Here is a 16,289-nt window from a genome sequence, read left to right as displayed (position 1 = left end):
TATGTATGTTAATAGGAAAAAGATTGAACGGACGGTATAAAATTGAACAAGTAATTGGTGGCGGGGGAATGGCAAATGTCTATCTTGCCCACGACATGATTTTAAACCGTGACGTTGCAGTAAAAGTGTTACGTTTAGATTATGCTAATGATAATGATTTTATTCGCCGCTTTAGAAGAGAAGCCCAATCCGCAACTAGTTTAGATCATCCAAACATCGTTAGTATTTATGATATCGGTGAAGAGAATGATATTTATTATATTGTAATGGAATATGTGAAAGGGCAAACTTTAAAACAATATATCCAGCAGAACGCACCAGTTGCTTTTAACAAAGTAGTTGAAATAATGGATCAATTAACGTCAGCTATTGCTCATGCTCACGATAATGGAATTATTCACCGTGACATTAAACCACAGAATATCCTTATTGATACAGAGGGTAATATAAAAGTAACAGACTTTGGAATAGCGATGGCTTTATCGTCCACAACAATTACACAAACAAATTCTTTACTCGGCTCTGTTCATTATTTATCACCCGAACAAGCTAGAGGTGGAATAGCGACAAAAAAATCAGACGTATACGCAATTGGAATAGTAATGTTTGAAATGTTAACAGGAAGCTTACCGTTTTCTGGAGAATCGGCTGTCTCAATTGCATTAAAGCATTTACAATCAGACACTCCGTCGCCTAAGCGTTGGAATCCTACCATTCCACAAAGTTTAGAAAATATTGTACTTAAATCGATGGCGAAAGACCCGTTATATCGATACGAGTCTGTAGACGAAATGAATGATGATATAAGTACGGCATTAGAACCTCATCGGAGAAATGAACAACCATTTTCTATACCAGATGAAGACGAAGAAGCTACGAAAGCCATTCCGATAATTAAAGGCGCAGCTTTAAGTTCAGCAAACTTAAAAAATGAAGATACAATTCCACCTACTTCCGAACAGAAAGAAAAGAAAGAGAAAAAGAAAGATGCTCCTCCAAATAAGAAAAAAAGTAAAAAGAAAAAATGGCTTATCGTTCTTTTCACTCTTCTTTTCTTACTCGTTGCCGGAGGAATTTTCGCGTTCACTGTACTGCCTTCTTTATTAATTCCAGAAGAAGTAGAAGTGCCTGATGTTGTTAATTACGAATATGATGATGCCGTGGAGCATTTATTATCACTTGGCTTTGAAATAAACGAACCAATTGATGAAACTAGTGATGATATTCAAGAAGGAAACGTAACAAGGACAAATCCGGTAGCTGGCAGAAGGGTAAAAGAAGGTTCACCAATTACTATATATCGTAGTATCGGGAAAGAAACATCTGAAATGGACGATTATCGTACTCTGTCCTTGGAAGATGCTGAACGACGGTTAAAGTTAAAAGGTCTAGACAATATTGAAAAAGTAGAAGAGTATTCTGAATCGGTAGAAGCTGGAATTGTTATGGAACAAGATCCTGCTCCAGGAACAGCAATTATACCAGAAGAAACGATCGTACGACTAATAGTATCAAAAGGATCACAACCGATTAAATTAACTAATTATAAAGGTTCAACGGCCGAATTCGCCCAAAATCATCTTACAGATTTAGGATTTTCAGTAAAAGTAGATGAGGAATATAGTGAGACTGTCCCAGAAGGTAATGTAATAGATCAAAATCCAAAGCCTGATACGGAAGTTCAAAAGAACAGTGCGGTGCAGCTAATTGTTTCAAAAGGTCCGGAACCTGTAGATATAACGGTGAGCATTACTGTAAATATTCCTTATAGTGGGGAAGAAGAAGATCAAGAACAGACGGTTTCTATTTTTATAGAAGACTTAAATAATACGATGGAATCACCTGTTGAGTCGTTTAAAATTACAGAAGATACGAATCAAGAAATATCATTAACCATTCCTTATAAAGGGAAAGCTAGTTACAAAATTTTAGTTGATGAAACGGAAGTATTAAGTAATACAGTCGACTATGATGAAATGAAAGATTATTAAGGAGGAATTATATGCCAGAAGGCAAAATTGTCAAAGCATTAGCTGGTTTTTACTATGTTTTGGCAGACGATGGATCTATTACTCAATGTAGAGGAAGAGGGGTATTTAGAAAAAATAAAATTACCCCTCTAGTTGGGGATATCGTAAAATTCCAGGCTGAAAATGCTCAAGAAGGCTATGTGTTGGAAGTGCTTGATAGAAAAAATGAGTTAACAAGACCTCCTATTGCCAATATTGACCAAGCAATTTTAGTTTTTTCGGCTGTTGAACCAGATTTTAGTACAGCATTACTAGATAGATTTTTAACACTAATTGAATCAAAACATATTACTCCAGTAATTTGTATAACAAAGATGGACTTGCTTACAGATGACAGAAAAGTAAAAGAATATGCTAGTTATTATGAAAATATCGGATATACAGTATTAATGACCTCTAATAAGGATCCTGAGGGAGTAGCCACAATATACCCGTATTTAGCCGATAAAGTATCAGTAATTGCTGGACAGTCTGGTGTTGGAAAATCATCTTTACTTAACGTGTTACGTCCAGACTTAGACTTGAAAACGGACGAAATTTCCATGCATCTAGGACGTGGAAAACATACTACTAGACATGTGGAATTAATAGAAGTGGAAAAAGGGTATGTAGCCGACACTCCTGGCTTTAGTTCGCTTGAGTTTTTAGAGTTAGAAGTTGAAGATGTGAAAGATTGTTTCTTAGAGTTTGTACGATTAAGTGAGGGATGCAAATTCAGGGGATGCACTCACTTAAAAGAACCAAAATGTGCGGTAAAAGAAGCAGTCGAAAATGGTGAAATAGCGCTATATCGGTATGAACATTATATGAATTTTGTAGAAGAGATAACGAATAGAAAGCCGAGGTATTAACAACGATGATCAAAATTGCACCTTCTATACTTTCCGCTGATTTTGCAAATTTAGAACGAGAAATTAAAGATGTTGAGCAAGGTGGAGCTGATTACATCCACGTGGACGTAATGGACGGCCATTTTGTCCCTAATATTACGATAGGTCCACTAATAGTAGAAGCAGCTCGCCGAAGCACAACTATTCCTTTAGATGTACATTTAATGATTGAAAGTCCTGACCAGTATATTGAAAGCTTTGTAAAAGCTGGTGCAGACATTATTACGGTCCATGTTGAAGCCTGTACTCATCTACATAGAACGATTCAACATATTAAATCATTTGGTATAAAAGCTGGTGTTGTATTAAATCCTGCTACACCTGTTGAAACAATTAAACATATTATTAAAGATGTTGATTTAGTGTTACTAATGACAGTGAATCCTGGATTTGGTGGACAAGCATTTATTCACGAAGTATTACCTAAAATTAAAGAAGTTGCTCAGTTAGTTAAAGAGAATAGCCTTGATGTTGAAATTGAAGTAGACGGTGGAGTGAACGAGGAAACAGCTAGACTTTGTGTAGAAGCAGGTGCTAACGTATTAGTTGCAGGCTCCGCTATTTATAATCAACAGAATCGTAAAGAAGCTATTGAGCTAATTCGAGGATCCTACAACTCTTGAATTAATAAGTGTTTATAATAAGTGGGGAAAACGAATCGTTTTTCCCACTGTTTTGTTTTTATTAGAGTCTTTTTGAAAGTAGCTGGAAACGCTTGCTAATCCAGTGCCTATTATGTTGAGGGCTAAAATATGAACTATGTCCAGACTACATATTGGAAATTGGGAAGCTTTTATTGATTGTTTAGTATAAAAAGATGGGTCCCAAAAGCTAGTTTCTAGTTTGGACTTCCTCAATTTTTAACTATTTTTATCGCCCATTTTATGAAAAAAGAAGAGAGGAAAAGATGAAAATGAATATACATATAGTGGCTGGTGGGCCAGTAGAGAATATGCCTAACTTGCATGAATGGGTAGGGGAAAATGTAGTTTGGGTTGGAGTAGATCGTGGCACATGGATTCTACAAAAGGAATATGGAATTATTCCGGATAAAGCATTTGGTGATTTTGATTCAGTTTCTCATGATGAATTAATGGAATTAAAGAAAAAAACAACGAACTTATTTTTATTGCCTAGTGAAAAAGATGAAATTGATACAGAAATTGCAGTAAACTGGGCTATTAACGAAAAACCGGCTAGTATTAAATTATTCGGTGGTACTGGTGGGAGGCTAGATCATTTTTTTGGGAACATACAACTCCTCCTTAAAGGAATAAATGAAGGGTGTTCTATACAAATAATAGATAACCAAAACATTTTATATGTAGTAAAACCAGGTAAATACAACTTGGAACAAGATGTGCGTTTTCCTTATATTTCTTTTATCCCAATAACCCCAGAAGTAAAAGAACTCACCCTAACAGGCTTTAAATACAATTTAAAAAATAGGAATATTTTTTGGGGTGAGACATTATGTATTAGTAATGAACTCATTTTTAATTCTGGTACTTTTTCATTCATAGAAGGCATATTATTGGTTATAAGAAGCCAAGACAGAAACATTTAATGTGTTCAGTGATAAAATGATGCGGTAGAGGAAACTTTTCGAGGAGGGAATAGAATGAAATTTTATACAATTAAACTTCCTAAATTTCTTGGTGGAATTATAAAAGCGATGTTAGGGTCATTTAAAAAAGAGTAGAGCACCTATCGAGGGTGCTTTTTTACTTTTAGCAGATAGTGGCTCTCCATTCGTTCTTATGAAAAATAATCATCCGATAAACATGTTTACCCCTTTATCAAAACAAAACTATTAATAAACAATAAACTTCTTATGTTAACTTTATGTTGAGTAGCACGGAAGAACAGATTAACTTAAACACAAACAATGTTGTCTACTAACTTTAAAGTATGTACACACAAAAAACCAAAATAAAAAAAGCGACTACAAGTCGCTTTTTTGTATGAGATTATACTCGTTCTACTTTACCTGATTTTAATGCTCTAGCTGAAACGTAAACACGTTTTGGTTTACCGTCAACTAAAATACGAACTTTTTGAAGGTTTGCACCCCAAGTACGTTTATTAGCGTTCATTGCGTGAGAGCGTGCATTACCAGTACTAGTCTTTTTACCTGTGATTACACATTTGCGTGCCATTTAATTCCCTCCTAACTACAACAATACTACAAGTTATTTTCATTTTAGAGACTAAAAAAGAGATGTTCTTTTCTAATCCTGTATGAAAAACGAAGAAAAGTATTTACAATATGTAAATATATTCTACAGTTTTTCTGATTATGGAATGTTTGAAAATACTTATATAATTTAACATACAACCTTAGAGAATGCAATAGTTCAATGAAAAGCTTTCAAGAAAAAAACCTTGACATACATGTTTTTAGCATTCAGTATTATAATAGTGTTATGTGCAAAAAAGTTTAAGTACCTTTAAAAATGCAATTATTTATAGTAAAATAAGCAATAGTTCATAAGGTTCATAAATCTATAATAAGGGGGATCCTTTATGTCCATCGAATTAAAAACATCTTACGGTCAAATAGATATCTCTAACGATGTAATTGCAACAATTGCTGGAGGAGCGGCTGTTGATTGCTATGGGATTGTGGGAATGGCTTCAAAAAACCAAATTAAAGATGGGTTATCAGAAATTCTTCGAAAAGAGAACTTTACTAAAGGAGTAATTGTTCGTCAAGAAGAGGATGAAATACATATCGATATGTACATTATTGTTAGTTACGGTACGAAAATTTCAGAAATTGCTCATAATGTTCAAACGAAGGTGAAATACACATTGAATCAAACACTAGGTTTATCGGTTGATTCATTAAACATTTTTGTACAAGGTGTTCGTGTAACGAACCCGTAATAAGGAGGAAGTTTTGTGTCAGTTCATGTTTTAGATGGAAAACAGTTTGCTCAAATGATTTTACAAGGAGCAAATCAGTTATCTAATAATGCAAAAACAGTAGATGCTCTTAATGTTTTCCCTGTTCCAGACGGAGATACAGGGACAAATATGAATCTTTCTATTACTTCTGGAGCGAAAGAAGTAAAGAATAATATTCAACCACATATTGGTAAGGTGGGGTCAGCTCTTGCAAAAGGGCTATTAATGGGTGCAAGAGGTAACTCTGGTGTTATTCTTTCTCAATTGTTCCGTGGTTTCTCTAAAGCGATAGAACAAAAAGAAACAATTAATAGTAAAGAGTTTGCAGCTGCATTTGAAGCTGGTGTAGCCACTGCATATAAAGCTGTAATGAAGCCAGTTGAAGGTACGATTTTAACTGTTGCCAAAGATGCTGCAAAAATAGCAGTACAAGTTGCAGAAACAGAAGACGATATAGTTGTAGTTATGGAAGCAACTTTAAAGGAAGCAAGAGCATCTTTAAAACGAACACCTGATTTATTACCGGTATTAAAGGAAGTTGGGGTAGTTGATAGTGGTGGTCAAGGGTTAGTTCACGTTTATGAAGGATTTTTAGCAGAACTTAAAGGTGAAGCGCTACCAGAAGCTACTACAATGCCTTCGTTAACGGACTTAGTAAACGCTGAGCATCATAAAAATGTCCACGGCCATATTAGTACGGAAGATATCGTTTATGGCTATTGTACAGAATTTATGGTCCGTTTCGAAAATGGTAAAGAGCAATTCGTGGAAGAGAAGTTTCGTATCGACCTATCAGCATATGGTGATTCCTTACTAGTAATTGCAGATGATGAGGTTGCGAAAGTACATATTCATTCCGAACAGCCTGGTAGTGTTTTAACGTACGGTCAAAAGTATGGAAGCTTAATAAGCATGAAAATTGAAAACATGCGTGAACAGCATAGCAACCTACTCGAAGAAGCTTCAAGTACAAAGCCAGCCGAAACTGAGAAAAAAGAAAAGTTCGGTATTATTACGGTTGCGATGGGTGAAGGAATAGCTGACTTGTTTAAAAGTATAGGGGCAAAAGTTGTCATTGAAGGTGGTCAAACAATGAACCCTAGTACGGAAGATATTGTAAAGGCAATTGAACAAGTAAATGCTGAAAATGTTATTATACTGCCAAACAATAGTAATATCATTATGGCTGCAAACCAAGCAGCTGATGTTGTAGGTGAGAACGTAGCTGTTATCCCGTCTAAAACAGTTCCACAAGGAATGGCTGCTATTTTAGCATTCAATCCGACGGGTGATCTTAAAGCTAACGAACAAACAATGACAGCTTCTTTACAAATGGTGAAGACTGGTCAAGTAACATATGCTGTAAGAGATACAAGTATTGATGGGATTGAAATTCAAAAAGACGATTATATGGGAATTGCAGAAAGTAAAATCGTTACAACTAGTAAAAATAAAGTAGAAGCGGCACAACAGCTACTTCAAACTTTATTAGATGATGATTCAGAAATTTTAACAATTATTTACGGTGAGGATGTTTCAGAAAAAGAAGCAGAAAAGCTGTCCGAGCAAGTGGAAGAGCAATATCCTGATGTTGAAGTAGAGATTCATAACGGAAAGCAACCGTTATATTCTTATATTTTCTCTGTAGAATAATATATAAAACTAAAGGTAGTGTGAAAATGAAGGGAGATAAGGTTAACAGCCAACTCCCTTCTTTTGTGATTTAATACGTTTTTTTATCGTTAAAGAAAATATAAATTTTGACAGTTTGTAGGCAACTGATGACTTGTGTTCTACGTCTAGCTCCTACGCTTTTGGTTCTTGTTTTGTAATTCTAACTAGTTCAGAAATTTATTATTTTATGGTATTGTTTATATAATGATTAAAAATAGGTCCTTTCTTCGATTATATGTTTGCTTATCGTAATGTTACTTCCAGAAATTATAGGCGTAACCTAACAATGTACATGTATACATTCGAAAAAGACCTAGAAAAAGATAACTTTGCTTTATAAGGATGGGGAGACGATTATGAAGTATAGAAGTGTTTTTGATATTATCGGTCCGATAATGATAGGTCCTTCAAGTTCACATACAGCCGGCGCAGCTAGAATTGGAAGAGTTGCTCGTAGTCTTTTCGGGAAACAACCAAAATGGGCAAAAATTTCATTTTACGGTTCATTTGCAAAAACGTATAAAGGTCACGGAACAGATGTAGCAATTGTCGGGGGTATACTAGATTTTGATACGTTTGATGAGAGAATTAAGTCTTCTTTAAAGCTTGCAGAAGAACTCGGTTTAGAAATTACTTTTACAGAAGAAGAGGCTGTTACAGATCATCCAAATACAGCAAAAGTAATAATAGGTGACGATGATAACGAACTTGAACTCGTCGGAATTTCTATAGGTGGGGGAAAGATAGAAATTATTGAATTAAATGGCTTTCAATTGAAATTATCTGGTAATCACCCTGCTCTATTAGTTGTGCATAATGACCGATACGGTGCCATTGCTGGAGTAGCAAATGTATTAGCGAAATATGAAATTAACATAGGACATATGGAAGTAGCTCGGAAAGAAAAAGGAAAACAGGCGTTAATGACTATTGAAGTAGATCAAAATATAGAAACGATTATACTGGAAGAATTATCTAAATTACCAAATATAACAAAAGTTACAAAAATAGTAGAATAATGATAACGCTTACTTTTGTGTTGACTTGGAGGGGAAACAAATGTTTCGAAATGTTGCTGAATTAGTTGAGCTTGCAGAGAGCCAAAACAAAAAAATAGCAGAAATAATGATTGAGCAAGAAATGGAGTTTACAGGTAAAAGCAGAGAAACAATTATTGCCCAAATGGAAGCAAATTTAGATGTAATGGAAAAGGCGGTTGAACGAGGGCTTGCTGGTGTTCAATCTGTTTCAGGCTTAACCGGAGGGGATGCTGTTTTAATACAAGAGTATCTTCAAAAAGGTAACTTTTTATCGGGGGATATCATTTTAGATGCGGTAAGTAAGGCGGTAGCTACTAATGAAGTAAATGCTGCAATGGGTACAATTTGTGCTACCCCAACGGCAGGTTCAGCAGGTGTTGTTCCGGGTACATTATTTGCAGTTAAAAATAAACTAAACCCAACGAAAGAAGATATGGTTAATTTCTTATTTACATCTGGGGCATTCGGTTTTGTTGTTGCAAATAACGCGTCTATTTCTGGAGCAGCAGGTGGATGTCAAGCGGAAGTAGGATCGGCTTCTGGAATGGCTGCAGCAGCTATCGTTGAAATGGCTGGCGGAACACCATCTCAATGTGCCGAAGCAATGGCCATCACACTGAAGAATATGCTAGGATTAGTATGTGACCCGGTAGCAGGCTTAGTAGAAGTACCGTGTGTTAAACGTAATGCAATGGGTGCTGCTAATGCGATGGTAGCCGCAGATTTAGCTCTAGCAGGGGTAACAAGTAGAATTCCATGTGATGAAGTAATTGATGCGATGTATCGTATCGGTCAAACGATGCCAACAGCTTTAAAAGAAACAGCACAAGGAGGGTTGGCGGCAACACCAACGGGTAGAGAATTAGAAGCGAAAATATTTGGTGTGTCGCTCCAAAAAGGTGAGTAACTTAAAAAAATTACCTGTAACTGAAATAAAAGGAATAGGCGAGGAAACAGCGATAGCCTTAAGTACAATGGGGATTTCGACAGTAGAAGATATTTTACTGTACTTCCCTTACCGCTATGAAGATTTTCGCTTGCGGGATCTTGCGGATGTTAAGCATGAAGAAAAAATTACAGTTGAGGGGAAGGTTCATGGTGAGCCTTCTCTTATGTATTATGGCAGAAAAAAATCTCGACTTACGTTTCGTGCGTATGTTGGACGTTATTTAGTTAAAGCGGTTTGTTTTAATCGGCCATACTATAAAGATAAATTACATATTAATGAATCTGTCACGATAACTGGTAAATGGGATCAGCATCGACAGACGATTACGGTTTCTGAAATTCATTTTGGTCCTTTTAATCGACAGCAAGAAGTTGAGCCGATATATTCTGTTAAAGGAAATGTAACGGTTAAACAGATGAGGAGGTTTATCGCCTCTGCTATTAAACAATTTGGTAATAGTTTGGAAGAGTTATTACCTTTTGAATTAGTAAAAAAGTATAAGCTTCCGTCTCGATTTGAAGCAATGAATGTTCTGCATTTTCCTCAATCTTCTAATTACTTAAAGCAAGCGAGAAGATATTTTGTTTACGAAGAATTTTTACTGTTCCAATTAAAGATTCAAGCGTTAAGAAAATATAAAAGGGAACATTCAAAAGGTATCACCCAACATTTTAACAGTGATGTTTTAAATGAATTTATAGAGTCTTTACCGTTTCCACTAACGAATGCACAAAACCGTGTAGTGAATGAAATATTACGAGACCTTTCTACACCGTATCGAATGAATCGGTTGTTACAAGGTGACGTAGGTTCTGGAAAAACAGTCGTTGCGGCAATCTGTTTATATGCTACAATACTATCTGGCTTTCAAGGTGCATTAATGGTTCCAACTGAGATATTAGCAGAACAACATGTTCATTCTTTAAAAGGGTTGTTTCAGCAATATGACATATCTATCGAACTGTTATCAAGTTCTGTCAAAGGAAAAAAAAGAAGGTTGTTATTAGAAGATCTTCAAGAAGGGAAAATAAATATCATCGTAGGAACTCATGCACTTATTCAAGATGACGTTAACTTTGCTAAATTGGGCTTAGTTATTACAGATGAACAGCACCGTTTCGGTGTAGAGCAAAGGAGGGTTTTAAGAGAAAAAGGGTTTAATCCAGATGTATTATTTATGACCGCTACCCCAATCCCAAGAACTCTTGCTATTACAGCTTTCGGTGAAATGGATGTATCAACGATTGATGAAATGCCAGCCGGGAGAAAAGTAATTGAAACATACTGGGCAAAACACCAAATGATTGATAGAGTGTTAGCTTTTGTTGAAAAAGAACTCCAGCTAGGTAGACAAGCATATGTTATTTGTCCATTAATTGAAGAATCGGAAAAAATAGATGTGCAAAATGCAATTGATGTTCATTCGATGTTAACTCATTTTTATAACGGTCGTTGGCAAGTTGGGTTAATGCATGGAAGATTAACAGCTGATGAAAAAGAAGACGTGATGCGTCAGTTTAGTGAAAACGAAGTACAAATTCTAGTATCTACGACTGTCGTTGAAGTAGGTGTAAACGTTCCGAATGCGACGATGATGGTTATATACGATGCCGAACGATTTGGGCTTTCCCAATTGCACCAATTAAGAGGAAGAGTTGGACGAGGAGAGCATCAGTCTTACTGTATTTTGTTAGCTGATCCAAAGTCAGAAAACGGAAAAGAACGTATGAAAATAATGACAGAAACGAATGATGGATTCACACTTTCGGAAAAGGACTTAGAATTAAGGGGACCTGGTGACTTTTTTGGAAGAAAACAAAGTGGTGTACCCGAATTTAAAGTAGCTGATATGGTACATGACTATCGGGCGCTAGAAGTTGCGAGACAAGATGCGTATAACATGTTACATTCAGAAGAATTTTGGGTGGATGTTAATTATGAAACGTTAAGAAAGATTGTGTTGGAATCAGGAGTACTAGACGGTGACAAGTTAGACTAGAGCTATTACTAGTCATTAGTTATGACGGTGATTATTTTAAACTTTCATTATTTTCTATAAGAATAGAAAAAGCAGTATGCAAATTATTTTTATGTTGCATTCTGCTTTTTTAATATATATACTACTATTAGTACCTAGTCATAATAGTTCGGATGGAGTTTGATATAGATGAAACGAAATAAAAAAGAACGGCAGCAGTTACTGAAGGAAAAAATAAAAGATAATCCCTTTATTACAGATGAGGAATTAGCTGAATTTTTCCAAGTAAGTATACAAACTATACGTTTAGACCGTTTAGAGCTAAGTATACCAGAATTAAGAGAGAGAATAAAACATGTCGCAGAGAAAACATTAGAAAAAGAAGTACGCTCATTACCAATCGAAGAAGTGATCGGAGAAGTGATAGATCTTGAATTGGATAAAAGTGCGATTTCCATTTTTGATGTAAAAAAAGAGCATGTATTTGTTCGAAATAACATTACGAGAGGACATCATTTATTTGCACAAGCTAACTCTTTAGCAGTTGCTGTTATTAATGATGAGCTTGCCTTAACGGCGAAAGCAAATATTCGATTTACTTCGCCAGTTAAATTAGGACAAAGAGTAGTTGCTAAAGCGATTGTACAAAATGTTGATCGGGAAAAAGGAAGAACAACAGTAGAAGTGAAAAGCACAGTCGGAAATGATGTAGTCTTTTACGGCAGTTTTGAGATGTTTCGTTCTACGAATATGTAAAAGAAAGGAAAATTAAGATGAAAATAGCTATAGATGCAATGGGCGGAGATCATGCACCAAAATCAATTGTTGAAGGTGTGATGAAAGCTATAGAGCATTTTTCTGATATTTCCGTTACATTAGTCGGTAACGAAACGGAAATTAACAAATATTTACATAATAAGACTAATATTACTGTTATACATACAGAAGAAACAATAACTGGTGAAGATGAGCCGGTTAGAGCTGTTAGAAGAAAAAAAGATGCTTCAATGGTGTTAATGGCTAAAGAAGTAAAAGAAGGAAGAGCGGATGCTTGTATTTCAGCCGGAAACACTGGGGCATTAATGACTGCTGGTTTATTAATAGTTGGCAGAATTAAAGGTATTGAAAGACCTGCATTATCACCCACTTTTCCTACAATAGGAGGAGAAGGTTTTTTAATGCTTGATGTAGGAGCTAACGTTGATGCTAAACCAGAGCATTTATTTCAATATGGCGTAATGGGGTCTATTTATTCACAAAAAGTTAGAGGTATTGAAAAGCCGAGAGTAGGACTCCTAAATGTTGGTACAGAGGACAAAAAGGGCAATGAATTAACAAAACAAGCTTATGATCTTTTTAAAGATACCGACACTGTCCATTTTGTCGGGAACGTAGAAGCACGCGACTTGCTAACTGGAGTATGCGATGTAGTCGTCACTGACGGCTTTACGGGGAATGTTGCATTAAAAGCCATTGAAGGAACGGCACTCAGTATGTTTACGATGTTAAAGGAAGTATTAATGAGTGATTTAAAAAGTAAATTGGCGGCAGCAGTACTTAAACCTAAGTTGAAATTAGTAAAAAATAAATTAGATTATTCGGAGTACGGTGGAGCTGCTTTATTTGGTCTGAAAGCACCAGTCGTAAAGGCACATGGATCTTCGGATGCAAATGCTGTTTTTAATGCTATAAGACAAACAAGAGAAATGATTCAGTCAAAAATGGTAGAAAATATCGAAGCTACTATCGAGAAAATGGAATGGACGGAGGAGAAAAATGGGTAAAATAGCTTTTGTTTTTCCTGGTCAAGGATCGCAAACAGTTGGAATGGCACAAGAAATAGCAAATGAACATGCTGATGTAATGGCAGTTTTACATCAAGCAGACAAAAAGTTAGGCTATTCTCTATCTCAATTAATGTTTGAAGGTCCACAAGATGAACTGACATTAACGTTTAACGCACAACCAGCACTATTAACGGCTAGCTATGCGATATTTAAAAAGCTAGAAGAGGCAGGTATTGCACCAGATTATGTAGCTGGTCATAGTTTAGGAGAATATAGTGCCTTAGTAGCATCTAAATCCATTTCGTTTGAAGATGCAGTATATGCTGTTCATAATAGAGGTAAATTTATGGAAGAAGCTGTCCCTGCTGGGGAAGGTACAATGGCAGCAGTTTTAGGGATGGCAGCTGGTGAATTAGAGAAAGTTACGAACGAAGTAACGGAAACTATTGCACCAGTTCAGCTGGCAAATTTAAATTGTCCTGGGCAAATTGTTATTTCTGGGTCAACTGAAGGTGTAAAGGTCGCAAGTGAAAAAGCGAAAGAGGCTGGTGCTAAAAGAGTTATACCGTTAGTCGTTAGCGGCCCATTCCATTCATCTTTAATGAAGCCTGCAGCATCTAAACTAGAGGAAATGTTAAAAGAAATTAAAATTTCTTCACCTACTGTTCCGGTAATTGGTAATGTTGATGCGAAAGAAGTAGTCGATGCTAATGAAATTGAGCAAAAATTAATAGAACAATTATATTCTCCAGTCCGTTGGGAAGAAAGTGTAGAAAGAATGATTGACTTAGGTGTCGATACTTTTATTGAAGTTGGACCTGGAAAAGTACTATCTGGACTTATAAAGAAAATTAATAGACGTGCAACAACATTGCCAGTATACGATATTCAATCGTTACAAGATGCAGTTAAAAAATTACAGGTGGAGGGATAATATGTTAAAAGGGAAAACGGCAATCGTAACTGGAGCATCTCGCGGAATCGGAAAAGCGATTGCGATTGATTTAGCAAAAGAAGGGGCTAACGTAATTGTTAACTATTCAGGAAGCGAAGCGAAAGCAAACGAAGTAGTAGATGAAATAAAGTCGCTTGGTGGTAGTGCTATTGTTTATCGCGCAAACGTAGCCAATATTGATGAGGTGCAAAGCATGGTGAAAGAGGCTGTATCTCAGTTCGGCTCGGTTGATATTTTAGTAAATAACGCTGGAATTACGAGAGATAACTTAATTATGCGTATGAAAGAAGATGAATGGGATGATGTAATTAACATCAACCTAAAAGGGGTATTCAACAGCACGAAGGCTGTTACAAGGCAAATGATGAAACAAAGAGCAGGAAGAATTATTAATATTGCTTCAGTTGTTGGTGTCAGCGGGAACCCCGGCCAAGCTAATTATGTAGCGGCAAAAGCAGGAGTAATCGGATTAACGAAAACAACTGCTAAAGAATTAGCTAGTAGAAATATTACTGTAAATGCAGTAGCTCCTGGCTTTATTACAACAGATATGACGGATAAACTCCCTGAAGAGGTTCGTCAAGAAATGTTAAAGTTAATCCCGTTATCAAGATTCGGAGAAGCTAAAGATATTTCTTCAGTTGTTAAATTTCTAGCATCAGATTCTAGTGCTTATATGACTGGACAAACATTACATGTTGATGGTGGAATGGTAATGTAATAATGCTAGTTTTTTTATAGCACTTCTACTATAATACTTGAGGGGAGGTGAATGTTATGGCAGATGTATTAGCGCGTGTAACAAAGATTATTGTTGATCGTTTAGGTGTTGACGAGTCTGAAGTATCTTTAGATTCAAAATTTAAAGATGATCTAGGTGCTGATTCTCTAGATGTAGTAGAATTAGTAATGGAGCTTGAAGACGAGTTTGATATGGAAATTTCTGATGAAGAAGCTGAAAATATCACAACGGTTGGCGATGCAGTCAACTACATAAATGCAAAGCAATAATTATTTTAAAATGAGGTCCTGCTAATTAGCAGGACTTTCTATTTTTTAAATGAAATAAAAGTTTTTAATCGTTACTTTGTATCTTCCACGTTATTTGGTAAAATAAATATGATATAATACACTTTATCCTGGTGTTAGCGACCGTAAGCCCCCCATCACGTGAAGGGTGTCTAACGGTCGCTAACACCCCGATTGGTTCAACTAACAATCAGCGCAAGCGCTGATTGAAGTTTCACTTTATTATGCGATTAATGTAGTGTTGGAGGCTCTTTATGTATAGAAATAAAAATAAAAGCTTTGAAAAGAGAAGCGAAGTGTTGAAAATAAAATTTCAAACACTACAACAGCAAATTAATATTAACTTTGTGAATGAAAAACTTTTGTACCAGGCATTTACCCATTCATCGTATGTGAATGAGCATCGTAAAAAACCTTATGAGGATAACGAAAGATTAGAGTTTCTAGGTGACGCAGTTTTGGAATTAACTATTTCACAATTTTTGTATAAAAAATATCCGATGATGAGTGAAGGACAACTAACGAAATTACGTGCATCTATTGTTTGTGAACCTTCCCTCGTTTCTTTTGCTAATGAACTTTCCTTTGGGCAATATGTTTTACTAGGAAAAGGAGAAGAGATGACAGGTGGACGAGCTAGGCCAGCATTGTTAGCAGACGTTTTTGAGGCTTTCATCGGAGCTTTATACTTAGATCAAGGATTAGCAACTGTATTCGAGTTTTTAGAAAAATATGTTTATCCTAAAATTAATGACGGTGCTTTTTCTCATGTGATGGATTATAAAAGCCAATTACAGGAGTATGTTCAACGCGATGCTCTAGGCCAGCTAGAATATAAAGTATTACAAGAAAAAGGGCCAGCGCATAATCGAGAGTTTATTTCAATGGTAGCATTAAACGGTAACGAGCTTGGAGTCGGAGTCGGAAAGTCAAAAAAAGAGGCGGAACAACGTGCAGCTCAAATTGCTATTGAGAAACTAAAGAACTCTAAAACAGAGAAGAGTTAAATCCCCCTTAATAGGGGGATTCTTCATGTTGAATGTATAT

Annotated in this window: 17 protein-coding genes; 16 read left to right on the top strand and 1 reads right to left on the bottom strand. The window is 35.9% G+C overall.

Going from position 1 to position 16,289, the window contains the following annotated elements:
* Nucleotides 1–5 precede the first annotated feature (5 nt).
* The 5 genes from pknB to spoVM all read left to right on the top strand — a co-directional run bounded on the left by pknB (nt 6) and on the right by spoVM (nt 4,622).
* Nucleotides 6–1,991, top strand: a complete 1,986-nt coding sequence (gene pknB / locus O1A01_RS15545) for a Stk1 family PASTA domain-containing Ser/Thr kinase (protein ID WP_066417710.1) — start codon at nt 6–8, stop codon at nt 1,989–1,991.
* An 11-nt stretch (nt 1,992–2,002) separates the two neighbouring features.
* Complete coding sequence (gene rsgA / locus O1A01_RS15540) at nt 2,003–2,881, top strand: ribosome small subunit-dependent GTPase A (RefSeq protein WP_270064467.1); 879 nt, start codon at nt 2,003–2,005, stop codon at nt 2,879–2,881.
* Nucleotides 2,882–2,886: 5 nt separating this feature from the next.
* On the top strand, nt 2,887–3,543 hold the full coding sequence (gene rpe, locus O1A01_RS15535) for a ribulose-phosphate 3-epimerase (RefSeq protein WP_270064466.1): 657 nt from the start codon (nt 2,887–2,889) through the stop codon (nt 3,541–3,543).
* A gap of 290 nt (nt 3,544–3,833) precedes the next feature.
* A complete protein-coding gene (locus O1A01_RS15530) occupies nt 3,834–4,487 on the top strand; it encodes a thiamine diphosphokinase (RefSeq protein ID WP_066417727.1) in 654 nt (217 codons plus the stop codon).
* A 54-nt stretch (nt 4,488–4,541) separates the two neighbouring features.
* The gene (spoVM, locus tag O1A01_RS15525; RefSeq protein WP_066417706.1) at nt 4,542–4,622 is read left to right on the top strand and encodes a stage V sporulation protein SpoVM; all 81 of its coding nucleotides are present in this window, start codon (nt 4,542–4,544) and stop codon (nt 4,620–4,622) included.
* Nucleotides 4,623–4,890: 268 nt separating this feature from the next.
* Here spoVM and rpmB read toward each other — a convergent pair whose 3' ends face one another.
* Nucleotides 4,891–5,079, bottom strand: coding sequence for a 50S ribosomal protein L28 (gene rpmB, locus O1A01_RS15520; RefSeq protein ID WP_066417703.1), 189 nt, complete (start codon nt 5,077–5,079; stop codon nt 4,891–4,893).
* Nucleotides 5,080–5,446: 367 nt separating this feature from the next.
* On the opposite strand from rpmB, the gene O1A01_RS15515 reads away from it, so the two are divergent.
* The 11 genes from O1A01_RS15515 (at nt 5,447) to rnc (ending at nt 16,249) form a co-directional block, all read left to right on the top strand.
* Nucleotides 5,447–5,809, top strand: coding sequence for an Asp23/Gls24 family envelope stress response protein (locus O1A01_RS15515; protein WP_066417700.1), 363 nt, complete (start codon nt 5,447–5,449; stop codon nt 5,807–5,809).
* 15 nt (nt 5,810–5,824) lie between these two features.
* A complete protein-coding gene (locus O1A01_RS15510; protein WP_270064465.1) occupies nt 5,825–7,483 on the top strand; it encodes a DAK2 domain-containing protein in 1,659 nt (552 codons plus the stop codon).
* 377 nt (nt 7,484–7,860) lie between these two features.
* The gene (gene sdaAB / locus O1A01_RS15505) at nt 7,861–8,523 is read left to right on the top strand and encodes an L-serine ammonia-lyase, iron-sulfur-dependent subunit beta (protein WP_270064464.1); all 663 of its coding nucleotides are present in this window, start codon (nt 7,861–7,863) and stop codon (nt 8,521–8,523) included.
* A 40-nt stretch (nt 8,524–8,563) separates the two neighbouring features.
* A complete protein-coding gene (gene sdaAA / locus O1A01_RS15500; RefSeq protein ID WP_270064463.1) occupies nt 8,564–9,451 on the top strand; it encodes an L-serine ammonia-lyase, iron-sulfur-dependent, subunit alpha in 888 nt (295 codons plus the stop codon).
* Nucleotides 9,444–11,492: an ATP-dependent DNA helicase RecG gene (gene recG / locus O1A01_RS15495; RefSeq protein ID WP_270064462.1), complete on the top strand. Its 2,049-nt coding sequence runs from the start codon at nt 9,444–9,446 to the stop codon at nt 11,490–11,492. The genes sdaAA and recG overlap by 8 nt, the downstream gene beginning before the upstream one ends.
* 168 nt (nt 11,493–11,660) lie before the next feature.
* The gene (gene fapR / locus O1A01_RS15490; RefSeq protein WP_066417683.1) at nt 11,661–12,227 is read left to right on the top strand and encodes a transcription factor FapR; all 567 of its coding nucleotides are present in this window, start codon (nt 11,661–11,663) and stop codon (nt 12,225–12,227) included.
* 17 nt (nt 12,228–12,244) lie between these two features.
* Nucleotides 12,245–13,255: a phosphate acyltransferase PlsX gene (gene plsX, locus O1A01_RS15485; protein ID WP_066417680.1), complete on the top strand. Its 1,011-nt coding sequence runs from the start codon at nt 12,245–12,247 to the stop codon at nt 13,253–13,255.
* Nucleotides 13,248–14,192, top strand: coding sequence for an ACP S-malonyltransferase (fabD, locus tag O1A01_RS15480; protein ID WP_066417678.1), 945 nt, complete (start codon nt 13,248–13,250; stop codon nt 14,190–14,192). Before plsX ends, fabD begins: the two co-directional genes overlap by 8 nt.
* Before the next feature lies 1 nt (nt 14,193).
* A complete protein-coding gene (fabG, locus tag O1A01_RS15475; protein ID WP_066417676.1) occupies nt 14,194–14,934 on the top strand; it encodes a 3-oxoacyl-[acyl-carrier-protein] reductase in 741 nt (246 codons plus the stop codon).
* A 56-nt stretch (nt 14,935–14,990) separates the two neighbouring features.
* A complete protein-coding gene (acpP, locus tag O1A01_RS15470; RefSeq protein ID WP_066417674.1) occupies nt 14,991–15,224 on the top strand; it encodes an acyl carrier protein in 234 nt (77 codons plus the stop codon).
* A 272-nt stretch (nt 15,225–15,496) separates the two neighbouring features.
* Entirely contained in the window at nt 15,497–16,249 is a 753-nt protein-coding gene (rnc, locus tag O1A01_RS15465) for a ribonuclease III (RefSeq protein WP_270064461.1), read from the top strand.
* Nucleotides 16,250–16,289 lie beyond the last annotated feature (40 nt).

The sequence above is a fragment of the Sutcliffiella sp. NC1 genome (assembly GCF_027594365.1).
Lineage (GTDB): Bacteria > Bacillota > Bacilli > Bacillales > Bacillaceae_I > Sutcliffiella > Sutcliffiella cohnii.
The sequence above is the reverse complement of the archived record's forward strand: the minus strand, read 5'-3'. Positions and strand labels throughout refer to the sequence as shown.